This is a genomic window from Actinomadura kijaniata, from assembly GCF_014138665.1.
Lineage (GTDB): Bacteria > Actinomycetota > Actinomycetes > Streptosporangiales > Streptosporangiaceae > Spirillospora > Spirillospora kijaniata.
The window spans coordinates 64879-82433 of record NZ_JACJIA010000020.1; the positions used below are offsets into that span (position 1 = coordinate 64879).

Genomic DNA, 17555 nt, shown 5'->3' on the forward strand with positions numbered 1-17555 from the left:
GGTTGCCGCGGCGGCGCTGTGAACGTAGGTGCCCCCAGTGAACATCCGGGTTCGTTCCCTGTGAACACCAAATGTCCGACTTTCTGCCTCGGGAGGGGGAAAGCCGGATGGCTTCGCGCGGGAGCGCCGACCGCTGACGGCGGGCGGGCCTGCGGCACGCGTCCTGACCGATGTGGTGGGATTGGCCCTTCGATCACGCTTTCGCGAGAGAAGAGGGCCGATGGGGAGTGTCGTTGTCATCGGGATGCTGATCCTGCTCGTCCTGCTGGGGATGGCCGGGGCGTTGGTGGCCGTGGTCGCGCTGGCGACGCGGCGCCGGTAGCGGGTGGTCGCGCCCGTCCTGTCCGATGTGATGGGATCGGGTATCCGATCGGGCTTTCGCGAGAGAAGAGGACCCATGGTGGGCATCGGGGTTTCCGAAGCACTGATCCTGCTCGTCGCGCTCGGAGCGGCCGCCGCGCTGGTGGTCGCGATCACGCTGGCGACGCGGCGGCGCTAGGCCGTTCCGCCATGGACACCGCCACCGGCCTCCGGGAGTTCGCGCGCCGTTTCGCCGCGGAGTGGGCGACGCCGCTCACCGCGCGGGACGGGTTCACCGAGGAGGAGCTGGACGCCGCCGAGGCGCGGCTGGGCGCCCGGCTGCCCGGGACGCTGCGGGAGGCGTACCGGCTGTTCGGGCGGCGCGCCGACCTGACGAGCAACCACGACACGCTGCTCGCCCCGTCCGAGCTGTACGTGCTCGACGGCGCGCTGGTCTTCCGGAGCGAGAACCAGGGGGCGGTGAACTGGGGCGTCCGGTCGGCCGACTCCGGGCTCGCGGACCCGGCGACGTTCGTCCGCGCGGACCTCGCCGACAAGTCCGCCGAGAGGTGGGAGCCGTGGCTCGACGGCCTCACGCGGACCGTCCAGGAGATCCTGCTGTCGGAGGCCCTGCACGCGTCCGAGGACCTGTGCGACGGCCGCGACCTGGAGGAGGACGACGTGGAACGGCTGGAGCGCGCGTTCACCGCCCGCCCCGACTCCCCGCCCCGTGGGGACGCTGGTTCACCGGCCCCGACCTGATGATCCGGGTGGAGGGCGACGACTGGCTGTCGGTCCGCGCGAGGACCGGGGAGGCGCTGGACCGCTTCCGCGACGACTTCGACGGCCACTGGGTCAACGCCTGACCGCTCAGCGGTCGGCCGCCCACGCCGCGTCCGGCGGCGGGGATCCGCGGGCGACGGCGTGCCGGACGATCCGGAACGCCTCGGCGAGCGGCACCGTGTCCGCGTCGGGGTACTCGTCGACCTGCCCGTTCTCCAGGACGAAGCCGCCGCTCCGGCCCCCGGCCCCCGGCCCCGGGCGAGGTCGCGTGCCCGCCGGGATCGCCCGGCTCGTCGACCAGCATGACCATCGCGCGTTCCGTGTTGGTCACGAACGCCAGTGCCCTCCCGGCGGAGCTGTGGAGCCACGTCTCCAGCCGCCCGTCGGCGATCCTCGCCCGGATCCCGTGGACCGCGGCGTCGGGCGTCACGGGCGCGGTGCCGTCGAAGCTCCAGGTCCCGGCCATGCCCGAGATCATCCCAGCGGCGGCCGGTTCTGTCGGTGGGCGGGGTTAGGGTCCGGTGGTGTGAGGGGGTGGTCGGCGTGGTCACCGTGGAGGACGTGCGGCGGGTGGCGGCGGCGTTGCCGCGCACCTCGGAGCACCTGATACGCGACCGGGTGAAGTTCCGCGTCGGGAGCATCGTCTACGTGGCGTTCTCGCGGGACGAGACGGTCATGGGGTTCGCGTTCCCCAAGGAGGAACGTGACGGCCTCATCGCCGAACGCCCCGGCGTCTTCCACCTGCCCCGCCCGTCCGACCAGCGCTTCAACTGGGTGAACGCCTGGACGGCCGCGCTCGACGAGGACGAGATGCGCGAGCTGGTCGTGGACGCCTGGCGCATGGTGGTGCCCAGGTTCCTGCACGACCATCCCGCGACGCTGCTCACCCGCGACGAGTGACCCGGCGGGGGAGGCGGTCAGCGGCGCGAACGCGGCGCGCGGCGCCGGGGCCGATGGCCTCCTCCGGGCGGTCAGCCCGTTGATCTGTGGTGCCGGTCGCGTCCTCCGCCCTTCGGAACGACTGGTGATCGTCGCACCGGGGGCGGGCGGCGGCGGCCGGCGCGGCGGCCCGGCGCCGGGCCGCCGCGCCGGGCCCGGTCAGGAGGCCAGGGGCTCCTGGAGTTCGGTGACCCACTCCGACATCGGGCCGCAGGCGTTCAGGTACAGCTCGCGGGACGGGCCGGCGGTGCGGCGGTCGTTGTCGGCGATCCAGCGGGCGAGGGCCTGGTGGGTGGGGGCCACGTCGTCCATGTCGCCGCGGTGGACGATCGTGGCGGCCTCGGCGACGGCGGGCAGGTCCACGACCGCGAAGTCGCGGGCGCGGCCCGGGTCGGCGTTGACCGTGGCCCCGGCGTGCACGGTGACGGTGCCGTCCTCCCGCTGGTCGTAGTAGGCGATGCTCGGCCCGGCGGGGGTGATCCCGGCCGCTTCGAGCCGCCGGAACAGCTCCTCGTACAGCGGGCGGATGACGGGGCTGATCTCCTCGGGGGCGAAGCCGCCCGCGGTGGCGGTCAGCTCCGCCACGCGGACGGCGGGCAGTGACTTGATCACGATGTCGTCGGCGGGCATGTGCCCCTCGCTCTCGATCAGTCGGAGCCGTGCCTCGACCCGGGTCAGGCGGGCGGTCTCGGCGGCCAGCCGCTGGTGCAGCTCGGCCTGGCGGAGGCGGAGCATGCCGCGCAGCTCCTCGGCGGTGACCTTGTCGTCGAGGATGTCGCGGACCTGCTCCAGCGTGAAGCCGAGGTCCTTCAGGGCGAGCACGCGGTTCAGCCGGGTCAGCTGGGCGGCCTCGTAGTACCGGTAGCCGGTGGCGGGGTCGACGCGGGCCGGGCGCAGCAGCCCGAGCGCGTCGTAGTGCCGCAGCATCCGGACCGACACCTGGCCGTGCCGGGCGAAGTCTCCGATGGTGAACATGATGGGTCCAGAGGTACGAGCTGACACCGTGTCAGGGTCAAGCGGCCGTGGCAGAGTCGGGGAATGGCGGACGACTCGACGCTACTCGGGCGGATGCGGACGGGCACGGCGGTGCTGGGGGACGTGCAGCGGCTCCCCGGCTACAGCCTGCTGATCTACGAGGAGGAGGCCGGGCAGCTCAACGACCTGCCGCAGCCGGAGCGGGTCGCGTTCCTGGCGGACCTGGCGCTGCTCGGGGAGGCGGTGGAGCGGGCCTGCTCGGCGCTCGACCCGGAGTTCTGGCGGATCAACTACAGCGTCTACGGGAACTCGTGGGAGCACCTGCACGGGCACGTGTTCGCGCGGTACCGGTGGGAGGAGGAGACGCTGCGGCGCGGGCCGGTGTGGAGGTACCCCGACCTGCGCGACGAGCGGTACGCGCTGGGGGAGCGGCACGCGGCGCTGCGGGCGGCGGTCGCGGCGGCGCTGGCCGAGGTGGTGGCCGAGGACGCGGCAGGGCCCGGATGAGAGGGCCCGGATGGGAGGACCGGGGTGAAGAGGTCACGGCGGCCGGTGCGCACCCCCCGACCGGTCCGCCGCGACCTCCTTCCCCCCGCCCGATGCGTGGGGTCGATCAGCTGGCGTCCGGGACGGCCTTGATCCGTCCCGCCCCCGATGGACCGTGCGGAACGTCCCCACAGGGTGCGATGAAGCTAACCGCGTTACCCGGCCGTAGGTTGCCCGAACGGCGGGCGGCGTCGGCGAGCGGTCGCACCGTTGCGATGAGCGGACGGTGAGGATTGATGAACGGTGCGTGATGGAGGCCGAGGGGCGCGGCGCGTCGGACATGGTCGATTCCCCGGGGCGGGTCGCACTACGGTGTGCCTGCCACTCGAAACGTTTGGGGCGATATGAACGGGTTCTTTGTCGGGCGTTCGCTGGCGGAACTGGGGGCCGGGCTGCGGTCCGGGCGGTGGTCGGCCCTGTTCCTGGCGGAACGGGCGCTGGCGTCGATCGACCCCGGGCTGAACGCGTTCTCGCACGTGGACGCCGAGGGCGCGCGGGCGGCGGCGCGGCGGGCCGACGAGGAGGCGGGGCGGGGCGCCTGGCGCGGGCCGCTGCACGGCGTCCCGGTCGCGGTGAAGGACCTGATCGACGTGGCGGGCCTGCCGTGCGGGATGGGCTCGGCGCACTTCGCCGGGAACGTTCCCGAGCGGGACGCCGCGTGCGTGCGGCTGCTCCGCGCGGCGGGCGCGGTGATCGTGGGGATGACGGTCACGCACGAGTTCGCCTACGGGTCCACCGGGGACGTCTCGGTGAACGGGCCGGTCCGCAACCCGCACGACCGTTCGCGCATGTCGGGCGGGTCGAGCGCGGGCAGCGCGGCGGCGGTGGCGTCGGGCGCGGTGCCGCTGGCGCTGGGGACCGACACCGGCGGCTCGGTGCGGATCCCGGCGGCGCTGTGCGGGGTGGCGGGGTTCAAGCCCCCGCACGGGGTCCTGCCCGTGGACGGGGTGTTCCCGCTGTCGGTGTCGCTGGACCACGTCGGGGTCCTGGCGGGGAGCGCGGAGGACTGCCGGACCGCCTACCGCGCGCTCCGCGACGCCGCCGACGCGCCGGGCGCGGGCGCCCCGGAGGGGGACGCGCCGGTCGGGGACGGCCCGCGGATGGCCTGGGTCGAGGGGGCGCCGGTGGACGCGCGGGTCGAGGGCGTGGTGCGGGCCCCGTTCAAGGGGCTGGCCGTCGAGCGTCTCGACCTGGCGGCGATGTGGCGGACGTTCGTGGCGATCCAGAGCGCCGAGGTCGCCGACGTCCACGTGGAACGGGCCGAGCGCGCCCCCGAGCTGTACCAGCCGGAGGTGCTGGGCCGCGTCCGGACGGCGGCGGAGACGCCCGCCTGGCGTTACCTGCGGGCGCTGCGGGAGCGGGAGGCGTTCGCCGCCGAGGTCGCCGCGCTGCTGGAGCGCCACGACGTGCTCGTGATGCCCGCGGCGGCGATCCCCGCGCCGCCGGTCGGGGAGCGGGAGGGGCCGTTCGGGCCGGTCCCGCCGACGCTGATCTCGTGGACCTGCCCGTGGAACCTGCTGGGCCTGCCCGCGCTGAGCGTCCCGGCCGGAACGGTGGACGGCCTGCCGGCCGGCGTCCAGTTCGTCACGCGGGCGGGCGCGGAGGAGGCGCTGTTCACCGCGGCGCGGACGGTCCGCCGGGACTGACCGCCTCGGCGAGGGCCGCGGTGACCAGGGAGGGCGGCAGGTCCAGGCGGGCCGCCAGGCGGGCCACGTGGCGGGCGTACTCCGGCGGCCGGGTCGCGGCGATCAGGGGGACGGCCGTGCGGAGCGCGGCCAGGCGCTGTTCGGGGGTGTCCGCCGGGCCGTCCAGGGCGCGGTCGATGACCAGGTCGGTGAGCGGGACCGTGCCGGCCAGCGCCGCGCGGACCGCGGGGCGGCCGTGCGCCGCCAGCACGGCCGCCGGGTCCCGGCCGGACGGCAGCAGCACCGCGTCGGCCGGGAGGTGGCGCAGGACCTCCCAGGCGCGGCGGGTGGCCGCGTGGCCCGCCGGGTCGCCGTCCAGCGCCAGCAGCACGCCCGTCGCCGCCAGGTCCGCCGCCGTCGCGTCCAGGGCCTCCACCTGGGCGCGCGTCAGGGCCAGGCCGCACGTCGCCACCGCCGCGTGGTCGCGGGAGGAGGCGTTCACCGCGATCGCGTCGAGCGGGCCCTCCACCAGGACCGGGCGGGCGCCCCGGGCCAGGCGGTCGCGGGTCTCGTGCAGGCCGTACAGCAGCTCGCCCTTGTGGAAGAGCGGGGTGTCGGGGGTGTTGAGGTACTTGGGGCCGGGGGCGCGGTCGGAGCGGCGGCCGATGAAGCCCGCGATCGTCCCGTCCGCCGCGCGGATCGCGAACATCATCCGGTCGCGGAACGCGTCGTACAGCCGTCCCGAGCGGCCCCGGCGGGCCAGGCCGGTCGCGACGAGCGCGTCCTCGGGGTGGCCCGCCGCGCGCAGGTGGTCGGTGAGGGCGCGGCCGCCGGGCGGGGCGTGGCCGATCTGCCAGCGGCGCTGCACCGTCCGGGAGAACCCCCGGTCCACCAGGTAGGACGGCACCCAGCTCGCGGCCAGGCGCGTCCGGAAGAACACGTGCGCGGCCGCCAGCACGTCGCCGGACGGGTCGGTGGCGTGGGCGTGGAGGACGCCGGTGAGGCGCAGGACGCGGTCGCCGAACGCCGCGTTCGCCCACGGCACGGCGGGCGGGAAGGCGAGGGGCGGCGGCGTCAGGCCGAGCCGGGTCATGACCAGGTGGGCGACCGAGTCGGCCTCGACCCGGCGCGGTCCGTGGCATCCCGCGCCGGGCGGGTCCAGCGGGTCGCCGCGCAGCGCGTGGACGAGCTGGTGCAGCAGCGCGGCCAGGTCGCCCGCGGGCAGGGGCGCGTGGGGGAAGCGGCGGGCGGCCAGCGCCGCCAGGCGGTCGCGGGCCCGCGCGGCGTCGGCCGGGCGGGGCGTGGGCGGCGGCAGGCCCGCGGTCTGGGACAGGTCGAACACCGAGACGGGCGTGTCGGGGGCCGCGATGATCCGCAGGCCCTTCTCGCCCCGGCGGACCTGGCGGCCCGCCGTCCGCCACTCCTCGTAGGAGCGCACGTCGGTGGCCGCCCGCCACTGCGCGGCGACCAGCAGCGTGTTGGTGAAGCCGAACCGGCCGAACCGCGCGGCCTTGTCCAGCCACCACGTCCACGGCAGCGTCCCGTCGCGCAGCCGCGCCAGCTCGTGCGCGGCGACGTCGTGCAGCACCGCCGTCTCGGTAGGGATGACACCGGGCATGCCGGACTCCTCGCCGTCGTCACGGTCGGGGAAGCCGGGACTCGCATTTCCGTCATACCCCCACAGAGGGGGTTTCAGAGGTACAGGCCGAGAAGTTCCTGGGGGAGTTCCGGGAGCGGCGGCAGGTCCTCGGCGCGCAGGGTGACCAGGTCCTTCCTCGTCACGCGGGGCTCGCGGCCCGCGCGGCGGGCGGCGCGGTCGGCGGAGGCGACGCGTTCGGACTGGTTGGCGATCGCGACGTCCAGCAGGTTGCGCATCAGGCGGCCGTTGCCGAACGACGGCCCGCGCGGCACCCGCCGCAGCATCCCCGCCAGCGCCCCGGGCAGGTTCTCGCCCAGCCCGAACCCCGCCTCGGCGGCCAGCCTGGCGAAGACCTCCAGCAGCTCCTCGTCGGTGTAGTCGGGGAAGTGCAGCTGCTTGGGGAACCGCGACTCCAGGCCCGGGTTGGCGGCCAGGAACGACGCCATCTCGCGCTGGTACCCGGCGACGATGACGATCAGGTCGTCGCGGTGGTCCTCCATCATCTTGACCAGCTCGGCGATGGCCTCGTGCCCGTAGTCGTCCTTGTGCGGGGACTGCGTGAGCGTGTACGCCTCGTCGATGAACAGGACGCCGCCGAGGGCGCGTTCCACCAGGCGGCGGGTGCGCGGCGCGGTCTGGCCGATGTACTCGCCGACCAGGTGCGCGCGGGTCGCCTCCACCAGATGGCCCGACGACAGCACGCCCAGCTTCTTGTAGATGCGGCCGACCAGGCGCGCCACCATCGTCTTGCCGGTGCCGGGGTTGCCGGTGAACACCATGTGCCGCGTCGGGACGCTCACCCGCACGCCCGCCGCCGCGCGCATCCGGTCGGCGCGGGTGCCCGCCACCAGCAGGGAGATCTCCTGCTTGACGGTGTGCAGGCCGGTGAGGTCGGCCAGCTCGGTGAGCGGGTTGCCGGGGTGCCCGGCGGTGTCGAGGGTCCCGGGGATGTCGGGCTTGCGGACCAGGTCCCCGGCGAGGCCCGCCAGCACCAGGTCGGCCAGGTGGGCGGCCAGCCGGGCGTTGCGCAGCGACTGGAGCGGCGGGGTCGCCGCCAGCAGCGCGCCCGCCGCCGCGAGGGCCTGGCGGGTCGCGCGGACGTCGCGCGCGGCCAGCTCGCGGCGGAACAGCTCGGCGTGCTCCGCGACGGTGAACGGCCGGGTGCGCGCGACCCGGAACCTGAGCGGGAGCGCCGGGTCCACCTCGCGGACGCGGGCGTCGCCGTCGGCGTCGCACAGGGCCACGACGTTGAGGCCGGGGTGGATGGAGAGGAGCTGGCGGAGCTCGCGGGCGAGGGCCTCGCCGTTGCCGGGGTCGGTGACGATCGCGTCGAGGCCCTCGATGACGAGCAAGCGCTCGGCGGCGCAGTCCCGGGCGTCGGCGTGCAGCCGGGCGACGGCGTCGGTGAGGCGCTGCCCCGCGAACAGGTTGTCGGTGACCCACAGGGGGTCGCGGGGCAGGGGGAGGGACCTGGCGAGCTCCTGGGCGGCGTCGCGTTTGCCGGTGCCGTCGGGACCGGCGACCAGCAGCCGGACCGGGCCCCGGGCGCCGGCGGCCTCCGCCAGGGCCGCGACCAGCTCCGGCTGGCCGACCAGCGAGGTCTCCAGCGCGGGCCGGAGCTCGCCGGCCTCCTTCCGGGGCTCGGGGACCCGCAGCCGCGCGGTGAGCGGGTTGACGACCCGGCGGCGCGGCGCGAACATCCGGCGCAGGTCCGTCTGGAACAGCGCGACCGGCAGGTACTCGTTCTTCGGGAACCACGGCTCGCCGGGCAGCCCCTGCACGACCGCGGTGAACCGCATTGCCATGTCCAGCCACGCCCGGCACGCGTCGGCCTCGCCCTCCAGCAGCGCCCGCAGCAGCCAGGACCGCGTCTCCTCCTGCCACGGCCCGGCCTTGAACTCGCGCCGGTCCCCCGGGAACCGCGCCGCCACCTCCCGGTAGCGCTCCTCGCCCAGCGCGACCATCAGCTCGGCCGGGACGTGCTCCATCTCGGCCTGGAGCAGCAGCCGCGACAGGTGCCGGTCGAGCGCCTCGTCGCGCGGGGCGGCGGCGGTGAGCCGTTCGCGGGCGGCGAGCAGCCCCGCGCACACCCACTCCAGGTACCCGACGGGCCCGAGCAGCTCCGGGACGGCCGCGAGGACCTCCCCGTCGGCGTGCCGGGCCCACAGCTCCAGCAGGTCGGCCTTGGGGAGGTCGACGTCACAGGGCGGGGGCTCGTCGTACAGCCGCAGCAGGGCCCGCCGCCGTCCCTCCAGCGGCTCGATGCCCTCCAGCGCGCCCAGGCAGTCACGGGCGAGCTCGATGGCGAGCTTGCGGTCGGGGGCCTCCAGCAGCCAGTCCCCGGGCGGCCGCCACCGCCCGCCCGGGGCCTCCCACATCGTCATGCGGTCGCTGAGCCGCGGCGGCTTGGCCAGATGGGGGCCGAGGAGCCGCTCCGACAGCTGGCACCGCGACCCGCCCTTGATCGCGCCGCCCCCCGGCAGGAACGCCAGGATGCCCATCACCTCGGCCAGCACGAGCGAGGCGGGCAGCCGCAGCAGCATGTGCTGCTCGGTGGTCAGCCCGGCCCCGCGCGGGTCGGCGGCCAGCGCGTCGACGCGTTCGGCGACCGTCTCCAACAGCCCGTCAGGGACCCGCCACGGTCCGTGGGCGTACACGTCCAGGACCGGTTCGTCGGTGAGCAGCAGTTCCAGATGCTCAGGCAGCCGCAACGCGTCCCCCCAAAAGCGATCAAAACAGAATGCCAAGCCTACGGTCGCCCCCGACCACCCGTGGCCCGCTCCGCCCAGCAGCGTAGGGGGTGACGATCCCGGATGCCCGATGTGCCGGGAAGGTGGTCAGGTGAGGCAGCCCCGGCAGGAGCGGAGGGCGGTGACGGCGGTCCGCAGGAGCTCGGTCGCGGGCCGGCGGGCGGCGGCGTCGGTGACGGGCCGGGCGGTCCCGGCGTCGGGCAGCCCGAGCCCGTCGAGCCGGACGGTGCGGCCGCCGTACTCGGCCTTGACGATCGCGTTGTCCAGGCGGGCCACCGCCGTCGCCGTCCCGGTGGGCCCGAGCCCCACGCCCTTGCTCAGCTCGTACCCGGTGAACGCGGCGTGGCCCACGCCGGTCAGGTCCTGGACCGGGCCGTGCTCGACCTCGGCGATCTCGAAGCGGCGGTCCGGCGCGCGGGCGCCGTCGCGCTGCTGGGCGAAGCGGCGGGTGGCCCAGACGGTGCCCGGCTCGCCGCTCTGCGGGCCCGCCAGGCTGATCTCGATCTTGGCGTCGCGGGTGGTCCGGACGGAGCCCTCGGTCCGGGTGGAGGACCACTCGCAGACCCAGCCGGAGGATTCCAGACCCGACTTGGGGGCGGCGCGCAGGGCCAGCCGCTTGGGGAGAGCGTCGGGGACCAGGGCGCAGGCGTCGTCGTCGAGGATCTTCGTGTAGGGGCCCGCCTCGGGGGAGGGGAGCTGCGCCCGGGGGACCGGCGGGCGCTCCTTTCCGCGCCGGTCCTCCCGGTCGACGCGCACGGCCGCCACCACCAGGGCCGCGCCCAGGGCCAGCAGGGTGAGGAGCGCGGCGGCCACCACGGCCGCGCGGCGGCGGCTCCGGGGGCGCTTCGGCCGTTCGTAGGCGGGGTCGCTCCAGGGCGATCGGCCCTGCTGCACGTGATCTCTCCTTGCTCGGGGGTGCTCAGCGGCTCTTGTCGAGCGCCGCCAGGATCAGGCGGGCCGCCCGCTGCGCGCCGACGCGGGACCGTTCCTCGTCCCCGGTCTCGTAGCTGACCTCGGCGATGAGGTTGCTCCGCCGGAACACCACGAACGCGATCGGGCTCGTGTCGCGCTCGTAGTGGACGAACGCCTCGTCGCCCAGCCCGTCCAGCGGACGGGCGGGATGGTGGACCGGCGCCGGCGTTATCTCCCGGTACTCCTGGAAGAACTGGTCGTGCGCGGCGGGCACGGACGAGACGACCCACAGCTCCGTCCTCAGCGTCCGCCCGCCGCCACCGCCGGGCATCCAGACGCAGGACTGGGTCCGGGGATCGTCGCGGCCCGGATGGGAGGAGGGCTCCGGCACCAGCGTGGCCACCGTCTCCGCGGTGAGCAGCGAGCACGCCCTCGGGACCGCGGTGAACGCGGGGCCGGTCCGCGGCGCCGTGGTGGCGGGCCCGGACGCGGTGGCCGGCCCCGAGGCGGTGGGCGGCCGGGAACCGCCGGCGCTCGGCCGGGGCGCCGGGGTCCCGCCGCCGGGCCACAGGACGACCGCCAGGACCGCCGCGACGGCGACCGCCGCGGCGAGCAGGAGGGGGAGGGCCCGGCCGCGGCGCCGGGGCGGCGGCGGGCCGGGGGGCAGCGGGACCGGAACGGGCGGCGGCTCAGCCCCCGCGGCCACCGCGCGCAGGGCCCCCTCCAGACCGTTCGCGTCCAGGCGCACCGCCGGATTCTTGTTGAGCAGGGCCAGGACGGCCGGGGCGAGCGGGCCCGCCCGGCGGGGCGGCTCGGGGGGCTCGGTCAGCACCGCCGTCAGCATCCCCATCACGGTCGACCGCTGGAACGGCGGCCTCCCCTCCACCAGCGCGTACAGCGTCGCGCCCAGCGACCACAGGTCCGCCGCCGGACCCATCCCCTCGTGCTTGACCTGCTCGGGGGCCATGAACGCGGGGGTCCCCACGAGCATCCCCGTCTCGGTCAGCGTCGCGTCGCCCTCCAGGGCCGCGATGCCGAAGTCGGTGAGGATCGCGCGGCCGTCGTCGTGCAGGAAGACGTTCGCGGGCTTGACGTCGCGGTGCAGCACGCCGTTCTCGTGCGCCAGGCGCAGCGCGGACAGGACCTCCAGGCCGATCCGCGCCACCCGCTCGGGCGGAAGGGGGCCCTCCTTGGCGACCCGGTCCAGGGAACGCCCCGACAGCAGGTCCATCACGATGCACGGGCGGCCCTCGTCCATCACCACGTCGTGCACGGCCACGATCGACGGGTGCCGCAGCAGGGCGGCGGCGCGGGCCTCGCGCATCGCGCGCTGCGCCGCGTTCTCGCGGGCGGCGGGGGACAGGTGGTCGGGCAGCAGGAGCTCCTTGACCGCCACCGGACGCCGCAGCTCCAGGTCCGTGGCCCGCCACACGATCCCCATGCCGCCCTGCCCCAGGCGGGCGTCGAGGCGGTAGCGGCCCGCCAGCAGGCGCGTCCCGGTGGTCATGAACGCTTCTCCACGTTCTGCGCCACCAGGCGGGCCGCCCGCACCGCGTCACCCGGCGTGGCGGTCCCGCGCGCGTAGGCCAGCTCCACTTCCAGCACGTGGATCCCCGAGCGGAACGTCACGACCGACTTGTCGAACGGCTTGCTCCCCTTGACCACGTCGTACGCGAACGCCTCCGCGCCCACGCCCGGCGCCGTCCGCGCCGCCGTCGAGGTCGCCCGGACGACCGGGGGGACGCCCATCTCCGACCAGTGCCACACCCGCGTCCCCGGCCTGGCCTGCTCCCGGCGCGCCTGGAGGAACTCCGTGTGCGCCTCCGTCGACGACCCCGGGAGGCGGTCGGGGGTGGCGCGGGCGCGGTGCGTGACGGTCAGGCCCCGCCCCCTGGCCACCCAGGAACAGGAGTCCGTGTCGCGCTCCGTACGCGGCTCTCCCGGCACCAGCCGCCCGATCTGATCTTCGGTGAGCAGCGCGCACAGGTCCAGCGGCTCGGGCTTCGGCGCCGTGGTCGGGGTCACCGACGGCGGGGAGGGCGCGGACGACGGGGGCGGCGTGCGCGGCGGGTCCGCGACGGCCTTGCGCTCCTCTCCGCCGGTCAGCGCGAACGCCGCTCCCGCCAGCACCGCGATCACCCCGGCGGACGCGACGACCGGGACCAGCACGCGGCGCCTGGACGCCGGCGGTGACACCACGGGGTCGCGCAGGCCCGAGGGGAGACCGGCGGCCACGTTGCGCAGCACCTGGCGGGCCGCGTCGGGGCGCATCCGTTCCGCCGGGTCCTTCTGGAGCAGGTGCCACAGCAGCGGCGCCAGCGAGCCCGCGTGCCGCGGCGGCGTCGGCTCCTCGGTGAGGACCGCGCCGAGCGTGGCCATCGGGGTGTCCCGCTGGAACGGCGCGCGCCCCTCGACGGCCGTGTACAGCGTCGCCCCCAGCGCCCACAGGTCGGAGGCGGGCCCGGCGGGCCGCTCGCGCAGCACCTCGGGCGCGGTGTAGCCGGGGGACCCGGTGAACTCCCCGGTGCCGGTCAGGCCCGCGTCCCCGTCGATCCCGGCGATCCCGAAGTCGGTCAGCACGACCCGGTCCCGGTCGATCAGCACGTTGCTCGGCTTGACGTCGCGGTGGACCACGCCCCGGGCGTGCGCGGCCTCCAGCGCGTCCAGCAGCTTCAACCCCAGGTGCGCGACGTGCTCGGGGCGCCGCGGCCCCCGCGTCTCGACCATCCGGGCCAGGGACTCGCCCCCGACCAGCTCCATCACGATCCAGGGCCGGTCGTCCTCCACGACCACGTCGTGCACGGTGACGACGTTGGGGTGGTCGACCAGCGAGGCGGCGCGGGCCTCGCGGCGGGCGCGCTCGACCAGGCGGCGGCGCGCCTCGGGGGCCGGCCCCTCGGGGATCCGGACCTCCTTGACCGCGACATCGCGGCGCAGCGTCTCGTCGACCGCGGCCCACACCGTCCCCATGCCGCCGTCGCCGATCCGGTCGCGCAGCCGATAGCGGCCGCCGAGCACACGCTCCGTCATTCCGTGAAGTCCCTCCAGGCGCCCACACGATACCGACGGGAAACCGGATGACGCGCCCCGGCCGCCTGAGTGATCATGCCTGAGGGCCCGACGGACGGAGCGACGCACGCGCGGCACGGCCATCCCAGCGGCGGCGGTCTGACCCGACCCGCCGCCACGCGGCGGGAGATTTCCCCCTGAGCGAGGAGTCGTGCCTTGCGTGCCCCCGGACCCGCCCGCACGGGCGGGGAGTTCGCCAAGCTCTGGACGCCTCGGCCGTCTCCAACATCGGTGACGGCGTCACCCTCGCCGCCGGGCTGGCCGTGGAGACCGTGACGCACGCCGCGCTCGCGCTCAGCACCGCCCCCTGGCAGGCGGGCGCCGTGTCCGTGGTCTTCGGGGCGAACGCGACGGTGTGGGGCGCGGTCTCCACCGGGCTCGTGCAGAGCCGCGTGCCCCACCGGACGCTGGGCCGGGTGACCGGCGTGCACCGGCTGGTCCAGATGGGCGCCCCGACGCCTAACGCCGCAGTTCCCCGACCGCGAGGCGGGCCGCGGTGCCGATCACCGCGTCCGCCTGCGGCAGGACCGCCAGCGGCAGCAGCGAACGCGTGAACACCGCCACCGCGTACCGGCCCCCGTCCGGGTACTCCACGACGCCGATCTCGTTGCGCAGGGTCGGCAGCGTGCCGGTCTTCCCGCTGACCCGCACGTCGTCGTAGGGGAACCCGGACGACAACCGGTGCGGCCACACCTGGAGCCCCATCATCCGCCGCATCTGCGCGCAGTCCTCCGGCGGGGCGGCCTCGTCGTTCCAGACCATCGCCAGCAGCCGGGCCATCTCGCGGGGCGTGCTGCGCGTGGTGCGGGCCGGGTCCAGCACCCGCAGCCGCGCCAGCATCCCCGGCTCGTCCAGGCGGCCCCACAGCTCGCCCAGGTCGGCGACGCCGCCGTCCTCCAGCAGCGTCGCGTGCAGGTCCCGCCCGTCGTAGGCGATGTGCGTGCGCGACAGGCCGAGGTCGGCCATCGCCTTGTTGACCGCGTCCAGCCCGACGCGCGCCAGCACCGCGTCGGCGGCGGCGTTGTCGCTCACCGTCATCATCAGCAGGGCCAGGTCGCGCAGCGACATCCGGACCTCGTCCAGCATCGCCGAGATCCCGGTCGGCCCGGCGGTGCGGCCGTCGGGCCGCAGCGTGACGGGGGCGGTGCGGTCCAGCAGCCCGGCGGCGGCCTGCCGGTGGAACGCCACCAGCACCGGCACCTTGTAGACCGACGCCAGCACCACCGGCTCGTCGCCGCGCACGCTCACCTCGCGGCCCGAGTCCAGGTCCACCGCGTGCAGCCAGCCCGTGACCCCGGCGCCGCGGAACGCCTCCTCCACGCGCCTCATGCCAGGAACCCGAACGCGGGGCGCGGCACGACGCGGCGCGTCGGGGACGACGCGGAGAGCGGGGTCATGTCCGCCTCCGCGCACAGGACGGCGGTCGCGGTCTCGGTGAACGCCGCGATGTCCGGCGAGTCGTCGTCGCGCCGCCACGCGCACGAGACCCGCTGGTTCAGGGGGTCCCCGGCCAGCGGGTGCCAGGTCACGCCCGGGGCCTGCACGCGGGGCGTCAGCGCCACCGCCGTCCCCGCCAGGACCAGCCCGAGCGCGAACTGCGTGTTGCGGGCCTCGTGGACGTTCGGCGGGTCGTAGCCGTGGCGCCGGCACACCGCCAGCATCTCGTCGAACGGCCCGGGGGCCTCCTCGCGCGGCGTGGTGACCAGGTCGTCGCCCGCCAGGTCGGCGACGTGCAGCGGGCCGTCGACCGGGCGGTCGGCGGGCAGCAGCGCCCCGATGCGCTGCGCCAGCATCGGCCCGAACGCCAGCGCCCGCCCGTCGCACGGGTGCCGCAGCACCCCGACGTCCAGGGTGCCGTCGGCCAGGGCCTGCGCCTGGCCGGTCGTGCCGATCTCCCGCAGGTCCAGCCGCACCTCGGGGCGGCGGTCCCGGAACGCCGAGATCAGCGCGGCCACCACGGCGCCCCCCAGGTCCGGCGGCAGCCCCGCGCGCAGGGCTCCGGTCTCGCCGAGACGGGCGCGCTCGGCCAGGGTGTGCACGCGTTCCACCCGCTCGAGGATGTCACGCGCCTCCTCCAGCAGCATCCGCCCGGCGGCGGTCAGCTCCACCCGGCGCGACGAACGGTCGAACAGCCGCACCCCCAGCTCGCGTTCCAGCCGCTGGATACGCTGGCTGAGCGGGGGCTGGGCCATGCCGAGCCGCTCCGCCGCGCGGCCGAAGTGCAGTTCCTCGGCGACCGCGACGAAGGCGTTCAGATGCCCCACCAGGTTCACGAACAGCAATGATATGCGATCTCATATCAAATCACTATCCATATCAATCTTGGACTTTCTGGGGAACGGTCTGGTGTCCTGGGGCGGGTGACCGACCGAGAGGAGAACCGAATGCGCCGAACCTGGCTGATCATCGCCGCGGTCGCGGTGATGGTCGCGGGGGCCGGAACGGTGTGGTTCCTGCGCCGCGGGGACGGACCCGAGGAGGCGGCCGAGCGCTACCTGGCGGCCTGGGGGAGGAGCGACTTCGCGGCGATGCGCGCGCTGACCGCCGACCCGCCCGCCGACTTCGAGCAGCGCCTCACCCGCATGCGCGACGACCTGGGGGCGGTCCGGCAGGGCTTCACCCTCGGGGGCGTCGACGACGACGGCGGCTCCTACCACGCGGACCTGACCCTGGCCGGAGACCGGAAATGGTCCTACACCGGCTCGTTCAAGCTGACCGAACGCGACGGCGGGTGGCGCGTCGTCTGGTCGCCCGCCGTGCTGTACCCCGGCCTGAAGGAGGGCCAGCGCGTCCAGAGCACGCGCGTCTGGCCCAAGCGCGCCACGATCCAGGCCGCCGACGGCAGCGACCTGTCGGCGTCCCCCTCGGGGTCGGTGCGGCAGATCGCCGGGCCGGTCGGCGCCGCCACCGACGAGATCGCCCGCAAGCTCGGCGCGCCCTACCGCAAGGGCGACCCCGCCGGGGTGGACGGCCTGAACCGCCAGTACGAGAAGCGCCTCGCCGGGACCCCGGCGCAGACCGTGCAGATCGTCGACGCGCAGGGCAGGACGGTGCAGAACCTCAAGGGCTTCGGCGGGCAGGAGGGACGGCCGCTGCGCACCACGCTGGACCCGAAGGCGCAGCGCGCCGCCGGACAGGCGCTGACCGACGTCGACAAACCCGCGTCGCTGGTCGCGGTCCGGCCCTCCACCGGCGAGATCCTGGCCGTCGCCAACAAGCCCGGCGGCTACAACCGCGCGCTGATGGGGCAGTATCCGCCCGGCTCGACGTTCAAGGTCGTCACGGCGGCGGCGCTGGTCGCCGACGGGCTGCGCACCACCGACCGGGTCGGCTGCCCCGCCACCACCGCCATCGGCGGGTTCACGTTCAAGAACGCCAAGTTCGAGAGCTTCGGCACGGTGCCGTTCAAGGAGGCGTTCGCCCACTCCTGCAACACCACGATGGCCGACCTGACCACCCGCCGCCTCAGCGACGAACGGCTGACCAGGGTCGCCGAGCAGTTCGGGTTCAACGCGCCGATCATCGCGGGGCTGCCCGCCGTCCGCGCGCGGTTCCCGAAGAACAAGGACGCGACGGCGCTCGCCTCGGCGTCGTTCGGCCAGGGCCAGGTGCTGACCAGCCCGCTGAACATGGCGGGCGTCGCCGCCGCCGCGGCCAACGGCACCTGGCGGTCGCCGCGCCTGGTCGACACCGCGACCGCCGCCCAGGCCCTCGACGCGGGCGGCCGCCGCCCCGAACCGCCCAAACCCCTGGAACCGGGCGTCCGGCGGGCGCTGCGGACCCTCATGCCCGCCGTGGTCAGCGAGGGCACCGCCGCCAAGGTCGACTTCCCCGCCGGAACGGCGGGCAAGACCGGCACCGCCGAGTTCGGATCGGGCGAGGACCCGCCCACGCACGCCTGGTTCATCGGCTACCGGGGCGACCTGGCGTTCGCGGTGCTCGTGGAGGACGGCGGCACCGGAGCCGGGACGGCCGCGCCCATCGCCGCGTCGTTCCTGCGCGCGGTGGACTAGCGGT

Annotated in this window: 13 protein-coding genes; 5 read left to right on the forward strand and 8 right to left on the reverse strand. The window is 75.5% G+C overall.

Going from position 1 to position 17555, the window contains the following annotated elements:
• Positions 1–510: 510 nt before the first annotated feature.
• Together HNR61_RS43355 and HNR61_RS43365 are read left to right on the forward strand one after the other, a co-directional pair.
• A complete protein-coding gene (locus HNR61_RS43355) occupies positions 511–1062 on the forward strand; it encodes an SMI1/KNR4 family protein (protein WP_182848971.1) in 552 nt (183 codons plus the stop codon).
• A 564-nt stretch (positions 1063–1626) separates the two neighbouring features.
• Positions 1627–1983: an MmcQ/YjbR family DNA-binding protein gene (locus HNR61_RS43365; RefSeq protein ID WP_182848972.1), complete on the forward strand. Its 357-nt coding sequence runs from the start codon at positions 1627–1629 to the stop codon at positions 1981–1983.
• 198 nt (positions 1984–2181) lie between these two features.
• Here HNR61_RS43365 and HNR61_RS43370 read toward each other — a convergent pair whose 3' ends face one another.
• Positions 2182–2997 carry a MerR family transcriptional regulator gene (locus HNR61_RS43370; protein WP_182848973.1) on the reverse strand — a complete coding sequence of 272 codons (816 nt, stop codon included), beginning with the start codon at positions 2995–2997 and terminating at the stop codon, positions 2182–2184.
• A gap of 63 nt (positions 2998–3060) precedes the next feature.
• Here HNR61_RS43370 and HNR61_RS43375 point away from each other — a divergent pair, with 63 nt between their 5' ends.
• Together HNR61_RS43375 and HNR61_RS43380 are read left to right on the forward strand one after the other, a co-directional pair.
• On the forward strand, positions 3061–3504 hold the full coding sequence (locus tag HNR61_RS43375; protein WP_182848974.1) for an HIT family protein: 444 nt from the start codon (positions 3061–3063) through the stop codon (positions 3502–3504).
• 383 nt (positions 3505–3887) lie between these two features.
• Positions 3888–5189: an amidase gene (locus HNR61_RS43380; protein WP_182848975.1), complete on the forward strand. Its 1302-nt coding sequence runs from the start codon at positions 3888–3890 to the stop codon at positions 5187–5189.
• On the opposite strand, the gene HNR61_RS43385 is transcribed toward HNR61_RS43380, so the two are convergent.
• The 7 genes from HNR61_RS43385 to HNR61_RS43415 form a co-directional block, all read right to left on the reverse strand.
• On the reverse strand, positions 5158–6786 hold the full coding sequence (locus tag HNR61_RS43385) for a toprim domain-containing protein (protein ID WP_182848976.1): 1629 nt from the start codon (positions 6784–6786) through the stop codon (positions 5158–5160). The two genes, HNR61_RS43380 and HNR61_RS43385, sit on opposite strands and share 32 nt — an antisense overlap.
• Positions 6787–6860: 74 nt before the next feature.
• Positions 6861–9518: an AAA family ATPase gene (locus tag HNR61_RS43390; protein WP_182848977.1), complete on the reverse strand. Its 2658-nt coding sequence runs from the start codon at positions 9516–9518 to the stop codon at positions 6861–6863.
• Positions 9519–9644: 126 nt separating this feature from the next.
• Positions 9645–10451, reverse strand: a complete 807-nt coding sequence (locus HNR61_RS43395; protein WP_182848978.1) for a hypothetical protein — start codon at positions 10449–10451, stop codon at positions 9645–9647.
• A gap of 25 nt (positions 10452–10476) precedes the next feature.
• Complete coding sequence (locus HNR61_RS43400) at positions 10477–11976, reverse strand: serine/threonine-protein kinase (protein WP_182848979.1); 1500 nt, start codon at positions 11974–11976, stop codon at positions 10477–10479.
• Positions 11973–13499: a serine/threonine-protein kinase gene (locus HNR61_RS43405; RefSeq protein ID WP_220510493.1), complete on the reverse strand. Its 1527-nt coding sequence runs from the start codon at positions 13497–13499 to the stop codon at positions 11973–11975. The genes HNR61_RS43400 and HNR61_RS43405 overlap by 4 nt, the downstream gene beginning before the upstream one ends.
• Positions 13500–13997: 498 nt before the next feature.
• Positions 13998–14867, reverse strand: coding sequence for a serine hydrolase (locus HNR61_RS43410; protein ID WP_182848981.1), 870 nt, complete (start codon positions 14865–14867; stop codon positions 13998–14000).
• Positions 14864–15811, reverse strand: coding sequence for a LysR family transcriptional regulator (locus HNR61_RS43415; protein ID WP_182848982.1), 948 nt, complete (start codon positions 15809–15811; stop codon positions 14864–14866). Before HNR61_RS43415 ends, HNR61_RS43410 begins: the two co-directional genes overlap by 4 nt.
• A gap of 111 nt (positions 15812–15922) precedes the next feature.
• Here HNR61_RS43415 and HNR61_RS43420 point away from each other — a divergent pair, with 111 nt between their 5' ends.
• On the forward strand, positions 15923–17551 hold the full coding sequence (locus HNR61_RS43420) for a penicillin-binding transpeptidase domain-containing protein (RefSeq protein ID WP_182848983.1): 1629 nt from the start codon (positions 15923–15925) through the stop codon (positions 17549–17551).
• Positions 17552–17555: the final 4 nt, after the last annotated feature.

Excerpts from the sequence above, each read along its gene's own strand:
- HNR61_RS43385 (WP_182848976.1), bottom strand. The coding sequence starts at position 6,786 with ATGCCCGGTGTCATCCCTACCGAGACGGCGGTGCTGCACGACGTCGCC.
- HNR61_RS43355 (WP_182848971.1), top strand. The coding sequence starts at position 511 with ATGGACACCGCCACCGGCCTCCGGGAGTTCGCGCGCCGTTTCGCCGCG.
- HNR61_RS43420 (WP_182848983.1), top strand. The coding sequence starts at position 15,923 with ATGCGCCGAACCTGGCTGATCATCGCCGCGGTCGCGGTGATGGTCGCG.
- HNR61_RS43410 (WP_182848981.1), bottom strand. The coding sequence starts at position 14,867 with ATGAGGCGCGTGGAGGAGGCGTTCCGCGGCGCCGGGGTCACGGGCTGG.
- HNR61_RS43405 (WP_220510493.1), bottom strand. The coding sequence starts at position 13,499 with ATGACGGAGCGTGTGCTCGGCGGCCGCTATCGGCTGCGCGACCGGATC.
- HNR61_RS43400 (WP_182848979.1), bottom strand. The coding sequence starts at position 11,976 with ATGACCACCGGGACGCGCCTGCTGGCGGGCCGCTACCGCCTCGACGCC.
- HNR61_RS43375 (WP_182848974.1), top strand. The coding sequence starts at position 3,061 with ATGGCGGACGACTCGACGCTACTCGGGCGGATGCGGACGGGCACGGCG.
- HNR61_RS43370 (WP_182848973.1), bottom strand. The coding sequence starts at position 2,997 with ATGTTCACCATCGGAGACTTCGCCCGGCACGGCCAGGTGTCGGTCCGG.
- HNR61_RS43380 (WP_182848975.1), top strand. The coding sequence starts at position 3,888 with ATGAACGGGTTCTTTGTCGGGCGTTCGCTGGCGGAACTGGGGGCCGGG.